The organism is Promicromonospora sp. Populi (assembly GCF_041081105.1).
Classification (GTDB): domain Bacteria; phylum Actinomycetota; class Actinomycetes; order Actinomycetales; family Cellulomonadaceae; genus Promicromonospora.
The window spans coordinates 1,687,982-1,700,731 of sequence record NZ_CP163528.1 but is presented as its reverse complement, the minus strand read 5'-3'; the positions used below and the strand labels follow the sequence as shown (position 1 = coordinate 1,700,731).

Genomic DNA, 12,750 nt, shown 5'->3' with positions numbered 1-12,750 from the left:
GCGCGGGTCGTGGACGGGGCCCATCACGAGGTGCTGGTCGTCGGCGGCGGGCAGGCCGGGCTGTCGCTGAGCAACCACCTGGTCGGCTCCGGCGTGGACCACCTCGTGGTGGAGCGGGACACCGTGGGGCACGAGTGGCGCGACGGCCGCTGGGACGCGTTCACCCTGGTCACGCCGAACTGGCAGTGCCGGCTGCCCGGCTACGCCTACGACGGCCCGGAACCGGAGGGCTTCATGCGCCGGGACGAGGTGTACGAGTGGGTGGTCCGGTACGCGGGCACGTTCGACGCGCCGGTGGCCGAGGGGGTCGCCGTCACGCGGCTCGCGCCGCGACCGGGCGGCGGGTTCGTGGTGACCACCGCGGCCGGTACCGTCACCGCGGACGCGGTGACGGCGGCCGTGGGCGGCTACCACGAACCCGTGGTGCCGTGGTGGGCCGACGCCCTACCGGGCAGCGTCACCCAGGTGCACTCGCACGAGTACCGCAACCCCGGCCTGCTGCCCCCGGGGCCGGTGCTCGTGGTCGGGACCGGGCAGTCCGGCACGCAGATCGCCGAGGACCTCCTCCTCGCGGGGCGCGAGGTGCACCTGGCTGCGGGGCGGGCGCCACGCGTGGCACGCCGCTACCGGGGCAAGGACTGCATGACCTGGCTGGCCGAGATGGGTGTCTACGACGTGCCCGTCGCCGCACGCGGCCTGGCCAAACGGGAGTCGACCAACCACTACGTCACGGGTCGCGACGGCGGGCGGGACATCGACCTGCGGGACTTCGCCCGCCGCGGGATGCACCTGTACGGGCGAGCGGCCGGCGTGGTCGACGGCACCCTCACGTTCGCCCCGACGCTCGCCCGCGACCTCGACCACGCCGACTCGGTGGCCGAGTCCATCAAGGACGACATCGACAGGTGGATCGAGGCGCAGGGCATCGAAGCGCCCACCGAGGACCGGTACGTCCCGGTGTGGCGACCCGAGGTCGAGCCGGAACGGCTTGACCTCGGCGAGATCGCCGCGGTGGTGTGGTCGGTCGGCTTCCGGGCCGACTGGTCGTGGCTCGACACGCTGGCACCAGCGGTGCTGGACCACGAGGACCACCCGCGGCACGTGCGCGGACTGAGCCCGGCACCCGGCCTGTCGTTCGTGGGTCTGCCGTGGCTGCACACCTGGGGTTCGGGCCGGTTCCTCGGCATCGCCCAGGACACGGCGCACGTCGCCCGCGCTGTGCGGGACTGGCACGCCGGCGGCCCGTGGGACGGGCCCGTGCAGGACCCCCTCACGCCGTCCTCGGTGGCAACACGATGACGCACGATCTGGCAGGTGAGGCATGCTGTGGGACATGTCTACGACGACCATGGGTGCGGTCGCGGCGCACTTCGGCCGCGACATCGATCGCACACTCGCCAAGCTCCCCGGGATCATCGAACAGGCCCGCGAGCGCGGCGTCGACCTGCTCGTGCTCCCGGACGCCACCATCGGCGGGTACCTCCACGACATGTACCACCCTGCGGACCAGGGGCTGCCGGCCGCCGTCGACCTCGACGGACCAGAGGTCGCGGCGGTCCAGCAGATGGCCGGGGACATGGTGGTCTGCTTCGGCATCGCCGAACGCGCACAGGCCGATCAGATCGACGTGCGGTACAACACGGCTGTGTGTGTCAACGGCGACGGCATCCTCGGCACGCACCGCAAGGTGCACCTGCCGCTGGGCGAGTCCGAGGCGTACCTGCCCGGAACGGGTTTCGACGCCTTCGACACCCCCGTCGGCCGGCTCGGCATGCTCATCGACTTCGACAAGACCTTTCCCGAGTCGGCCCGCTCGCTGGCCCTCGACGGCGCCGAGACCATCGCGTGCCTCAGCGCCTGGCCCGCGAGCGTCACCGACCGGTCCGACCGGCTGCGCAACGACCGGCAGGCCCACCTGTTCGACCTGTACGACTGCGCGCGGGCGGCGGAGAACCAGCTCTACGTGGTGTCCTCCAACCAGACGGGCGTGCTCGGCGGCCTGCGGTTCCTCGGGCAGGCCAAGGTCGTGGACCCGGCCGGGGAGATCGTGGCCAAGACCTGGGCCAAGGGCGGGCTCGCCATCGCGACGGCGGACGTCGGGGCCGACGTCGCCCGCGCGCGCCGCACCATGAACCACCTGCGGGACCGCGTCGAGGGTGCCTACACCCTCACCGAACGGCCGACGCCGAGCCGAACCCCCGGCTGAGCCCCCGGCAGCACTCCCGGCCGAACCTCCGGACGAACGGAGCACCGTGCGCATCGCCCAGGTCACCTACTCGACCAAGCCCCGCGGCGGCGTGGTGCACACCGTCGCCCTCGCGGAGGCGCTCGCGGCCCGCGGCCACGACGTCACGGTCTGGACCCTGGGCCGGGACGGGGACGACGCCTTCTTCCGGCCGGTGGCCCCAGCGGTCCAGGTGCGCGTCGTCCCGTTTGCTGCCCGGGACGACGAGAGCGTCGGCGACCGCATCGAGCGGTCCATCCAGACCATGGCGGCCGCCTTCGATCCCGTCGCCTACGACATCGTGCACGCACAGGACTGCATCTCGGCCAACGCGGTAGGCCCGTGCGTGCGCACCATCCACCACCTCGACGAGTTCACCACGCCCCGGCTGATCGAGTGCCACCACCTGGCGATCACCGAGCCCATCGCGCGGCTGTGCGTCTCGCGCGCCGTCGCCGAGGAGGTGCGCGACGGCTACGGCCTACGGCCCACCGTCATCCCCAACGGCGTGGACGCCGCCCGGTTCGCGCGCGCGGCCGGGCCCGACGGCGCACCCGCGCGCGGCCAGTGGCGGTCGGAGCTCGGCCGGTACGTCCTCGCGCTGGGCGGCATCGAGCCGCGCAAGGGCAGCATCGACCTGCTCGACGCCTTCGCGCTGCTGCGCGCCGACCACCCGGACCTGCGCCTCGTGCTCGGCGGGGGAGAGACCCTCTTCGACTACCGCCCCTACCGCGCCCGGTTCGACAAGCGGTGCGCGGAGCTCGGCATCGAGCCGGTGGTGCTCGGCACGCTGGCCGACGACGACGTGCCCACCCTCGTGGCCGCCGCCACGGTCCTGGGCTTCGTCTCCACCAAGGAAGGGTTCGGCCTGGCCGCCATGGAAGCACTCGCCGCCGGTGTGCCCGTGGTGGCCCGCGACCTGCCCGTCACCCGCGAGGTCTTCGGGGACACCGTCACCTATGCCGCCGACGTGCCGCAGATCGCCGCGGCGCTCGCCACCGCCGTCGAGCACGCCGAGCCGGCTACGCACGGCGCGGCGGGCCGGGAGCTGGCTGCGCGGCACAGCTGGGCGACGGCCGCCCGGGCACACGAGCGGTTCTACGAGCACGTCGTGCGCGTGGGAGGTGACGATGGCCAGGAGGTCGATCTCACGGATCATCAGCGCGCTCGCCGAGGATGATCCCGGCCGGGTCGTCGCCGTCACCGGCGACCAGCGCCTCACCGCCGCAGCCCTCGACACCGAGAGCAACCGGTACGCACGCCTGCTGCTGGACCACGGCGTGCACCGCGACGACCTCGTGACCGTCTCCCTGCCCAACGGGCTCGGGATGCTCGTGGCCTGCGCGGCCATCTGGAAGGCGGGCGCCACACCTCAGCCGGTCTCCCGGGGCCTTACCCCGGTCGAACGGGCCGACGTCGTCGCCACCGCCCGCCCGGCGCTCGTGATCGGGTTCGAGGCAGACGCCGTCCCCAGCCTGCCAGGCCCCGGACCGGACGGCGCATGCCCAGCGGCCGCCGCTGCCCCGACCGGCCGGCTGCCCGACACCTGGGCCCGGTCATGGAAGGCCCCGACGTCGTCGGGCAGCACCGGCCGGCCGAAGGTGGTGCTGGCCACCGCGCCCGCGCTCCTGGACCCCGAGCGGCCAGTCGCGCCGTTCCTGCCGCTGCGTGCCACACAGCTCGTCAGCGGGCCTCTCACCCACTCGGCGACCTTCACCTACGCCTTCCGCGGGCTGCTCACCGGGCACACCCTGGTGCTCCTCGACCGGTTCGACGAGCGGGTGGCGCTCGCGGCGATCGAGCGGCACGGCGTCACGTGGGCGCTGCTGGTGCCGACCATGCTGCACCGCCTGCTGCGCCTGCCGGCCGGCGAGCGTGCCCCGGACCGGCTGCGCACGCTGGAGACGGTGCTGCACCTGGGGTCCCCGTGCGCGCCTGCGCTCAAGCGAGCGGTCCTGGACTGGCTCGGCCCCGAGCGGGTGGTCGAGGTGTACGCCGGCAGCGAGTCCAACGGGCTCACGATGATCCGCGGCGACGAGTGGCTGGCCCGCCCGGGCAGCGTGGGCCGGCCGGTGGGTGGCACTCAGGTGCGGGTGCTGCGCGAGGACGGGACGGACGCCGCGCCGGGCGAGACCGGCCAGGTCTGGCTGCGGCGCGGTGCCGAGCCGGCGTACGCGTACCTGGGGGCGTCGAGCCTGCGCCGGTCCGACGGCTGGGACACCCTGGGCGACCTGGGGCATCTCGACGCCGACGGATGGCTGTGGCTGACCGACCGCGCCGACGACGTCATCGTGCGCGGCGGCGAGAAGGTGTATCCCGTCGAGGTGGAGCGGGTGCTCGAGGAACACCCGGCGGTGCGGGGCGCGCTGGCCTTCGGCGTGCCCGACGACGAGCTGGGCCAGCACGTGGAGGCGGTGGCCGACGTCGCCGGGGCCGCCGTCTCGGGCGAGGAGCTACGCAGGTTCGCGGCCGCCCGGCTGGATGCCGCCCGCCGCCCGGTCCGGGTCCGGGTCACGCACGAGCCGGTGCGCGACGACGCCGGCAAGGCCCGGCGATCCGCCGCGCGGGGCTGATCGTGCCCACCATTCGTCTTTTCGCACAGAAACTCTGTTCAATGTGACGTATGGCTGGCACCGACCGACTGAGGCAGATCACCGAAGCCGTGCGCAAGGCGGAACGGATGAGCGTCGCCGAGCTCGCCGAGCTCACCGACACCTCGGAGATGACGATCCGCCGCGACCTGGAGGTCCTGGCGGCCCAGGGGATCGTCGAGCGCTATCGCGGGGGAGCCAGGAGCCTGCTGCTGCGTGGCGAGGAGCCGCCCTTCGCGCTGCGGAGCCAGGACGGTCTGGAGAACAAGCGGCTCATCGCCGCCGCGGCCGCACGGATGATCGCGGACGGCGAGTCCGTGGTCATCGACAGTGGCACCACCTGCCTGGAGGTCGCCCGCGCCGTGGCCGGCCGCAGGCTGACGGTGATGCCGCTCTCGCTGCACGCCGCAAACGCACTGGCCGAGGCCCCGCAGGTGACCCTGCTGATCCCCGGCGGCCATCCGCGAGCAGGCGAGCTGGCCCTCACCGGCCCGCTGACCCTGGCGTCCCTGGCCGCCCTCCGGTTCGACACCGCGATCATCGGCTGCTGCGGGCTGGACGCGACCAACGGCCTGACCGCCTACGACCTGGACGATGCCGCCGTCAAACGCACCGCCATCGGCTCCTCCCGCCGCGTCATCGCCGTCACCGAGGGCGCCAAGCTCTCCCGCACGGCCCTGGCCTTCGTCGCGCCGGCCTCGTCCATCCATACCGTGGTCACGGACGCCGACGCCGACGAGGACCAGGTCTCCCGCCTCGGCACCGCCGGTGTCACGGTCGAGCAGGTCTGACAGACGCAATTCCAACAGGCGGCGTGACCCTGCGACGGCCTTACGAACAGCATTGACGTTCGGAGTGTTCGAAGATAGCGTTCCCGCGTCTGAGTCACCCTCCTGGGAGCCCCTTCTTGTCACGAGCACTTGTCGCCGACGGCGTCACGCCCACACCGTCCGCGATGCACACCGTGTGGGGCTCGCCGCTCTACCGCGGAGCGACCGTCGCGCTGTTCCTGTCCGGACTGGGCACCTCGGCCGCCGCACCGCAGATCACCCTGTTCCTGGTGGACGAGCTGGGCGTCTCGTTGACGACGGCCGGCCTGTTCTACCTGACCAGCATCACCGCCCCGGTTGCCGGATATCTGGTCGGCGCCCGCTCGGACCGCACCGGGAAGCGGCTCGGGCTCTTCCGGCTGGCCGCCGTGGCGGGGTTCCTCGGCTGGATCGGCATAGCGCTCTCGGACCAGGTGTGGATGCCGTTCGTGATCAGCGCAGTGGTCCTGGCCTTCGCGGGCGCCGCCGGGTCGCAGCTGTTCGCCGCGGTCCATGACGAGGTGCAGGCCACCGCCACCCCGGCCGGTGACGGGATCGTCTCGATAGTGCGGATGGCGCTGACGGCCGGCTGGATCGTCGGCCCGGTCGCGGGCTCCCTGCTGGCCACCGCTGCCGGGCCGCGCGTGATGTTCGCGGCCACCGGGCTGTGCACGCTCGCGCAGATCGTTCCGATGGGCTTCAGGGGCATCCGCTCAGCACGGCCGGCAGGCGCCGGCGTCGTCGGGCAGGAGGCGGCCGAAGCCCACAGACCACGCCCGGCACTGCGGACCATGCTGCCCCTGCTGGCCTTCACCGGGCTGTACGTGCTCGTCTACGCGGGGGAGCCGATCAAGTACGGCTACCTCATGATCTACATGGACAACAACCTGCACCTGCCGACGGCGGTCAGCGGTGCCGTGATCGGCATCCAGCCCTTCATCGAGCTGATCCTGATGCCGGTCGCCGTCGTCGTCGCACGCCGGATCGGCCTGATGCGCCTGATGATCCTTGCCGCCGCCTTCGGCGTCGGCGCCAATCTCTGCTTCGCCCTGACCGGCAACGCGCTCGGCATGTTCGCCGGGCAGATCCTCATGGGCGGGGTGTGGGGTGTCTTCGCCGGCTTGGGAATCATCGTCGCCCAACGCCTGCTGCCCGACGCCGTCGCCACGGCCTCAGCAATCTTCATGGGCTCCACCGCCATCGCCAGTGCCCTCGGCGGCCTGACGGGCGGCCTCGGCGTGGCTGCGCTCGGGCTGCCGCACGTGTTCCTCGCGCCAGCCGCCTACAGCCTGGTGGCCGCCGTCGGCCTGGCCGTCATGAGCCGCTCCCGGCACTTCGCCGGCTAGAAGCGTGCTGCTTCGCGTCCTCTTCGCTCCTGGCGACCAGGCTGTTCACACCCGGGGGCTCGGGTAGGGAGCCCTTCGGCAGGGGCGCCAGTCCGTCCCTGGCGCGCATCCCGTCCAGCAGCAGGTGGAGGTAGCGCCGCCACAGGTCGGGCTGGCCCAGGTGGTCGGTGACCGCGCCGAGCATGATCTGGATGATCGCGAAGTCGGGCGGCTGTACGTCTTGCCGCAGCTCGCCCTGTGCCTGTGCCCGTGCCACGAGCTGGTTCAGCAGCGGCACTACCCGGTCGCGCATCTGTGCCTGCCGCTGCGGACCGCTGCCGGTGCCGAGCAGGACTTCGCGCAGCCCGCGGTCCATCGCCTGGACCTCGCAGACCTTCTCCAGGCAGACCGTCAGTCCCACCCAGGGGTCCGGCTCGTCCAGCGCGCCGGCCGTCGCGGTCTCGACGGTCTTGACCATGTCGTCGAAGAGGGCATCGATCAGCGCCTCCTTGTCGGGAAAGCGCCGGTAGACCGTGCCCACCCCGACACCCGCGTGGTGGGCGACGTCGTTGAGGGTCGCCGCCACTCCGCGGTCGCGGAACACCTCCCGCGCGGCCGCGATGATGCGGCGCCGGTTGAGCTCGGCGTCTTTGCGCAACCGCGGTTGCTCCGTGGACACGTCGGGTCACCTCGTCAGCTGTTCGGAACGTCCTCGATCAACCGCATCGTAGTTCGGGCCAGGGCCGGCCGAGGCGTGACCTCCGGCACAAAGTGGATACGAGTTATCCACTTATGCTAGCGTGCCGTAAGTGGATAAGACGTATCCACTTACCCGGGAAAGGACCAAGCACATGTCACTCAGATGGCTCGGCGCCTCGTTCGCCGCCGTTGCCCTGCTGGGAGTCCTGTCGGCGTGCTCCGCCACCGACACGACCTCCAGCTCGGCCTCTCCGAGCAGCTCTTCGACGTCCGCCGCGGAGGACTCGACCGCGTGCCCCAGCTCCGCGGTCGCGCCCGGACAGGAAGGCGCGGACGCTACGGAAGGTGAGGGTGCCCCAGAGGGTGCTCCAGAAGGTGAGGGCGAGATGCCGGAGCTTGTTGGCGCGACGACTATCGCGCCCAGCGACAACAGCACCAGCACGATCCTCGAGGGCACGGGCCCGTCGATCGAGTGCGGCCAGGTGGACCTGACCACCGAGACCGACGTTCAGTACGACGAGACCGACGACGGCCGGGCCTTGCGGTTCGACATCCAGGTGCCCGAAACGGACGGCACGAAGCCGCTGGTGGTCTACCTCACCGGCGGCGGCTTCCAGTCCGACAACAAGTCCGGCAACCTGGACCAGCGCACCTATGTCGCCGAGCAGGGCTTCGTCGTGGCCAGCATCGAGTACAGCACCATCAGCGACGGCGCCACGTACCAGGACACGGTCGCCGACGTGAAGTCAGCCATCCGGTACCTGCGCGCACACGCGAGCGAATACTCGATCGACCCCGACCAGGTGGCCGTCTGGGGCCAGTCCGCCGGCGGGTACCTGGCCGCGATGACCGGTGCCACCAACGGCCTGGAGGAGTTCGAGGGCACCGGCAACCCGGGGCAGGACAGCACAGTCCAGGCAGTGGTCGACGAGTTCGGCCCGTCCAACTTCGCCGAGCTCGCCGCCGACTACGACACCGCCATGCAGGACGCGATGTACGCACCGGGCAGCTTCCTCGCCCAGTACTCCATCGGCACTGACACGACGGAGTCCGTCCTGGACAACCCGGACGCCGTCGCCGCGGCCGACCCCAGCACCTACGTCACCTCGTCCGGCCCGGCCTACGCCTTCTATCACGGTACGGCCGACAACCTCGTCTCCCCGAGCCAGACGCTGCTGGTGCACGACGCGGTCCAGGCCGCGGGCGGTGACAGCACCCGTTACGTGGTCCAGGACGGCGGCCACGGAGACCTGAGCGTGCTCGACGACCCGACCGCGGCCACCCAGTGGGACTCCCAGGAGGTGGTGGGGACCATCGTCAGCTTCCTGCAGGAGAACCTCTCCTAGCCGAAGCGCGCCGCCGAAGCGCGCCGCCGAAGTGCCGCGTCCGCGAGGCGTGGCACTTCGGCGGCGTGCTTCGTTGCCGAGGCTCAGGTGACTTGCCCGTCAGCTTCGGACCCGGCGGTCCACGGCAATCCAGTTGGTCTCCCACGTCGTCCCGCCGTCGGCCGAGAATGCCTGCTCGAACCTCGCCACATCCCGGCTTGTGCGGGTGATGAGGAACCGCACCTTGATCGGCTGGCCGCCGAGCTGGTCGTCGCCGTAGAACTCGCCGACGCCGTCGCGGAACCCGCCGTACACCGCCGGGGTGAGCAGACCGTCCCGCATGTTGACGAAGGTCAGGCTCCACCGCTGCGCCTGCGGCTCGTACAACCGCAGGTTGAGCGCGTCGATCCGGCCGTTCGGCCCCGACACGTTGAACTCGACGACGTTGGCTCGCCGATCCTGGAGCGGACGCACGGTGCTGGTGCCGGCGAACTGGAGCCACTCGTCCGGAGATTCTGAGAGCGGGTCGGCGAGGACCTGCACGGAGGTGCGCCAGGTGCCGATCTCCCAGTCGAAGTCCCGTTGGCCATCGGCGATCGTCGATGCCGGGGGAGGGGGTGCAGCGTTGCCAGATGCCGCCGTCGCAAGCAGCATGAGGGCGGAAAGGCCTACGGTCAGGAATCGCCGGTACGGAATTCGTCGGTATTGAATGGTCATGGTTCGACTATTGAGCGGAGCGTCGCCGTGAACAAGAAGGCACCTTCGGGTAACCCCTCTCGTCCCAACCCGCTGCCGGGCTGCCCGATGGCGGCAGCGTTCACGGCGATCGGCGGGAAATGGAAGCTGACCCTGATCTACTGGCTCGGCCACGGGGAGACCCACTTTCCGGCCTGCGCCGCAGGGGTGCGCCGATCACGCCCAAGGTGCTGGCCGAGCAGCTGCGCGAGCTCGAAGCCGACGGACTCGTCGAACGCCTGGTGACCGGGCCGGTTCCGGCGCGCGTCATCTACCGGCTCACTCCGTACGGGGCCACTGTGCTGCCCGTCGTCGAAGGAGTCAGGGTCTGGGGTGAGGCGCACCTGGAGCGCACCGGGGGCGAGGTTGCGTCGGACGCGGCGATGGGGTGTGTCAGCGCGATCGCGTAGGCGGTGCCGCCCGGGTTGGGACGCTCAGCGCAGCGTCGGCCCTTCCACGGCCACCGGCCCGTGTGCGACGGGGTGCTCGATCTGCAGGTTGACGGTGCTGCGCGAGGTCGGGATCACAGCGAGCTGAGCCTCGTTGCCGCTGGTGTCTATCGCGCGCACGTGCAGGTGCCCGTCCTTGAGGCGGATCGCGAACTGGTCGGCTCCGGCGACGAAGCGCACCTCGCTGTCGTCGCTGATCACGGTGGGGCCAGTGGGCAGGGTCTTCGGCATGGGTACAGCATGCCTGGTGCGGCGGGTAGGGCGCATCGGCGCCAAGCCTTGACACGGCTGCCTGATCGACCAGACCATTGTGCGACTGGGAGCGCTTCCACAATGTTCCAGTCCGTGCTCACCGTAGCGAACCGCAATGACGCGTTCAGATCTTGGAGACCCCCACATGACACGACCTACCTATCGGCGCCGGCTCGTGGCCGCGCTGACGGTGTGTGTTCTCGGCATGACCCTGGTCGGCGCCGGCCCAGCCTGGGCGGGCAACGACGTCCTGAGCCCCGGGACGGTGCTCTTCAACGACCCCAAGAGCTCCACCAAAGAGGCGGCCCACGCTCTGCGCGGGCAGGCCAGGCGCGACGCGCTCCAGCTCAGCAGGATCCCCAGCTCCACCTGGTTCACGGACGGCAGCCCTGCCGAGGTGAAGAACGACGTCCGGAAGCTCGTGGGGCGCACGGGCAACAAGGTGCCGATCCTGGTCGCGTACAACATCCCGTTCCGCGACTGCGCGCTCTACTCGGCTGGTGGCGCCGCCGGCGTCGACGAGTACAAGGCGTGGATCGACGGCTTCGCAGCCGGGATCGGACAGGAGGAAGCTGCTGTCGTCCTCGAGCCGGACGGGCTCGGGATCATCCCCTGGTACACGACGCTGAACGGGGATCTTGAGCACTGCCAGCCGCCGGAGCTTGACCCCGCGACCACCGACAGGGACGTCGCCGCTGAGCGCTTCGAGATGCTCAACTACGCGGTCGACCGCCTGGGGCAGCAGCCGAACACCGCCGTGTACCTCGACGGAACAGGTCCGTCCTGGCTGGCCGTTGGGGAATCCGCCGACCGTCTGGTCAAGGCAGGCGTCGAGCGCGCGGACGGGTTCTTCCTGAACGTCTCGAACTACGAGTTCACCGAGAACAACGTCACCTTTGGCACCTGGATCTCCCAGTGCATCGCCTACGTGACACAGGTTGTGCCCGGGGACTTCCTGGGCTGCGGCAACCAGTACTGGAGCGGCGGTCCCGCGAACGACTGGACCGGCCAGGCGCTGTCGAACCAGGGCATCTGGAGCCCGACCGCAACGGACCCGGCGTTGAACACCGCGGGCATCGAGTCCCGCTACGACCTTGTCCTCGGCGACGTCCAGCCCACCACGCACTTCGTCATCGACACCAGCCGCAACGGTCAGGGCCCCTGGGCCGCACCGGCCGGTGCCTATCCCGACGCCGAGACGTGGTGCAACCCGCCGGACCGCGGCCTGGGCCTGCGGCCGACGACCGACACCGGCAACGAGCTCGTCGACGCCCTCCTGTGGATCAAGATCCCGGGCGAGTCCGACGGGCAGTGCTTCCGCGGCCTGGGGGGACCCGAGGACCCGGAGCGCGGCATGGTCGACCCGGCCGCCGGCCAGTGGTTCGTCGAACAGGCACGTGAGCTGATCGAGCTCGCCCGGCCGGAGCTCGATTGCCCGGGGAGGCGGTAGCGACCCGGCTCGACGGGCGACCAGGCCCCGGCTCGATGTCCGGGGTCCCGTGCACCACCGGTACCAATGGAGGTACTCATGCGATCAATGACGACGCATCACCGCTCGGCAGGGCACCGCTCGACGAAGCACCGCTCGACAAAGCACCGCTGGCTCCTGACCGTGGCCGTGCTGCTCGGCCTGGCGGCATCACCGGGACTGGCGCCCCCTGCCGAGGCCGCCATCGGCGGCAGCTTCGTCGACAACTTCGACGGGTACGACACCGGTCGGTGGCACAAGGCCGACGGCTGGACCAACGGGGGCATGTTCAACGCCGGCTGGCGTGCCGACCATGTCTGGCACAGCGGTGGGGTCACGGGCCTTAACCTGGACAACGCCTCCTGCCCGGGCGGCTGCTCGGGCAGGCCGTACGCCTCCGGCGAGTACCGCACGAACGACCTGTACTCCTACGGTCGCTACGAGGTCCGCATGAAGGCCGCGGCCGGGTCCGGGATCGTCACCTCGTTCTTCACCTACACCGGACCGGGCGACGGCCAGCCGTGGGACGAGATCGACGTCGAGATCCTGGGCAAGAACACCTGGCAGATGCAGACCAACTACTTCACCAGCGGAGTCGGAGGGCACGAGACCATCATCAACCTCGGCTTCGACGCCGCGGCCGGCTACCACGACTACGCCATCGAGTGGTGGCAGGGGGGCACGATCAACTGGTTCGTCGACGGCCGCCTGGTCCACCAGGAGAACGGGTCGCGCGGACCGCTGCCCACGCATCCGCAGCGCATCATGCTGAACCTGTGGCCGGGGATCGGCGTCGACGGCTGGCTCGGACCGTTCAACTACACCGGACAGCGGACTGCCACCTACGACTGGGTCCGGTACACGCGGTACTGA

At 70.9% G+C, this 12,750-nt stretch carries 13 protein-coding genes; 10 read left to right on the top strand and 3 right to left on the bottom strand.

What is annotated here, in order from left to right; all coding sequences use genetic code 11:
• Window positions 1-9 precede the first annotated feature (9 nt).
• The 6 genes from AB1046_RS07600 to AB1046_RS07575 all read left to right on the top strand — a co-directional run bounded on the left by AB1046_RS07600 (window position 10) and on the right by AB1046_RS07575 (window position 6,970).
• A complete protein-coding gene (locus AB1046_RS07600) occupies window positions 10-1,299 on the top strand; it encodes an MSMEG_0569 family flavin-dependent oxidoreductase (protein ID WP_369373943.1) in 1,290 nt (429 codons plus the stop codon).
• Between the two features lie 34 nt (window positions 1,300-1,333).
• The gene (locus tag AB1046_RS07595) at window positions 1,334-2,206 is read left to right on the top strand and encodes a carbon-nitrogen hydrolase family protein (protein WP_369373941.1); all 873 of its coding nucleotides are present in this window, start codon (window positions 1,334-1,336) and stop codon (window positions 2,204-2,206) included.
• Between the two features lie 46 nt (window positions 2,207-2,252).
• Window positions 2,253-3,404 carry an MSMEG_0565 family glycosyltransferase gene (locus AB1046_RS07590; RefSeq protein ID WP_369373940.1) on the top strand — a complete coding sequence of 384 codons (1,152 nt, stop codon included), beginning with the start codon at window positions 2,253-2,255 and terminating at the stop codon, window positions 3,402-3,404.
• Window positions 3,355-4,797, top strand: a complete 1,443-nt coding sequence (locus AB1046_RS07585; RefSeq protein ID WP_369373938.1) for an AMP-binding protein — start codon at window positions 3,355-3,357, stop codon at window positions 4,795-4,797. Before AB1046_RS07590 ends, AB1046_RS07585 begins: the two co-directional genes overlap by 50 nt.
• A gap of 50 nt (window positions 4,798-4,847) precedes the next feature.
• Window positions 4,848-5,606, top strand: a complete 759-nt coding sequence (locus tag AB1046_RS07580; protein WP_369373936.1) for a DeoR/GlpR family DNA-binding transcription regulator — start codon at window positions 4,848-4,850, stop codon at window positions 5,604-5,606.
• 116 nt (window positions 5,607-5,722) lie between these two features.
• On the top strand, window positions 5,723-6,970 hold the full coding sequence (locus AB1046_RS07575; RefSeq protein WP_369373934.1) for an MFS transporter: 1,248 nt from the start codon (window positions 5,723-5,725) through the stop codon (window positions 6,968-6,970).
• Here AB1046_RS07575 and AB1046_RS07570 read toward each other — a convergent pair.
• Complete coding sequence (locus AB1046_RS07570) at window positions 6,939-7,628, bottom strand: TetR/AcrR family transcriptional regulator (protein ID WP_369373932.1); 690 nt, start codon at window positions 7,626-7,628, stop codon at window positions 6,939-6,941. The genes AB1046_RS07575 and AB1046_RS07570 overlap by 32 nt on opposite strands.
• Window positions 7,629-7,800: 172 nt before the next feature.
• Between AB1046_RS07570 and AB1046_RS07565 the strand changes: the two genes are divergently transcribed.
• Window positions 7,801-8,994, top strand: a complete 1,194-nt coding sequence (locus AB1046_RS07565; RefSeq protein ID WP_369373930.1) for a prolyl oligopeptidase family serine peptidase — start codon at window positions 7,801-7,803, stop codon at window positions 8,992-8,994.
• A gap of 99 nt (window positions 8,995-9,093) precedes the next feature.
• Here the strand turns inward: AB1046_RS07565 and AB1046_RS07560 are convergent, their stop codons facing one another.
• Window positions 9,094-9,690, bottom strand: coding sequence for a hypothetical protein (locus AB1046_RS07560; RefSeq protein ID WP_369373928.1), 597 nt, complete (start codon window positions 9,688-9,690; stop codon window positions 9,094-9,096).
• Window positions 9,691-9,809: 119 nt separating this feature from the next.
• On the opposite strand from AB1046_RS07560, the gene AB1046_RS07555 reads away from it, so the two are divergent.
• Entirely contained in the window at window positions 9,810-10,118 is a 309-nt protein-coding gene (locus AB1046_RS07555; protein WP_369373926.1) for a winged helix-turn-helix transcriptional regulator, read from the top strand.
• Between the two features lie 24 nt (window positions 10,119-10,142).
• On the opposite strand, the gene AB1046_RS07550 is transcribed toward AB1046_RS07555, so the two are convergent.
• Window positions 10,143-10,388, bottom strand: coding sequence for a hypothetical protein (locus AB1046_RS07550; RefSeq protein WP_369373924.1), 246 nt, complete (start codon window positions 10,386-10,388; stop codon window positions 10,143-10,145).
• Between the two features lie 166 nt (window positions 10,389-10,554).
• On the opposite strand from AB1046_RS07550, the gene AB1046_RS07545 reads away from it, so the two are divergent.
• Together AB1046_RS07545 and AB1046_RS07540 are read left to right on the top strand one after the other, a co-directional pair.
• On the top strand, window positions 10,555-11,859 hold the full coding sequence (locus AB1046_RS07545) for a glycoside hydrolase family 6 protein (protein ID WP_369373922.1): 1,305 nt from the start codon (window positions 10,555-10,557) through the stop codon (window positions 11,857-11,859).
• 78 nt (window positions 11,860-11,937) lie between these two features.
• The gene (locus tag AB1046_RS07540) at window positions 11,938-12,750 is read left to right on the top strand and encodes a glycoside hydrolase family 16 protein (RefSeq protein WP_369373920.1); all 813 of its coding nucleotides are present in this window, start codon (window positions 11,938-11,940) and stop codon (window positions 12,748-12,750) included.

Bases quoted from the DNA above. Each gene is read 5' to 3' on its own strand.
- AB1046_RS07595 (WP_369373941.1), top strand. From the start codon at position 1,334: ATGTCTACGACGACCATGGGTGCGGTCGCGGCGCACTTCGGCCGCGAC.
- AB1046_RS07585 (WP_369373938.1), top strand. From the start codon at position 3,355: ATGGCCAGGAGGTCGATCTCACGGATCATCAGCGCGCTCGCCGAGGAT.
- AB1046_RS07580 (WP_369373936.1), top strand. From the start codon at position 4,848: ATGGCTGGCACCGACCGACTGAGGCAGATCACCGAAGCCGTGCGCAAG.
- AB1046_RS07565 (WP_369373930.1), top strand. From the start codon at position 7,801: ATGTCACTCAGATGGCTCGGCGCCTCGTTCGCCGCCGTTGCCCTGCTG.
- AB1046_RS07560 (WP_369373928.1), bottom strand. From the start codon at position 9,690: ATGACCATTCAATACCGACGAATTCCGTACCGGCGATTCCTGACCGTA.
- AB1046_RS07555 (WP_369373926.1), top strand. From the start codon at position 9,810: ATGGAAGCTGACCCTGATCTACTGGCTCGGCCACGGGGAGACCCACTT.
- AB1046_RS07550 (WP_369373924.1), bottom strand. From the start codon at position 10,388: ATGCCGAAGACCCTGCCCACTGGCCCCACCGTGATCAGCGACGACAGC.
- AB1046_RS07545 (WP_369373922.1), top strand. From the start codon at position 10,555: ATGACACGACCTACCTATCGGCGCCGGCTCGTGGCCGCGCTGACGGTG.
- AB1046_RS07540 (WP_369373920.1), top strand. From the start codon at position 11,938: ATGCGATCAATGACGACGCATCACCGCTCGGCAGGGCACCGCTCGACG.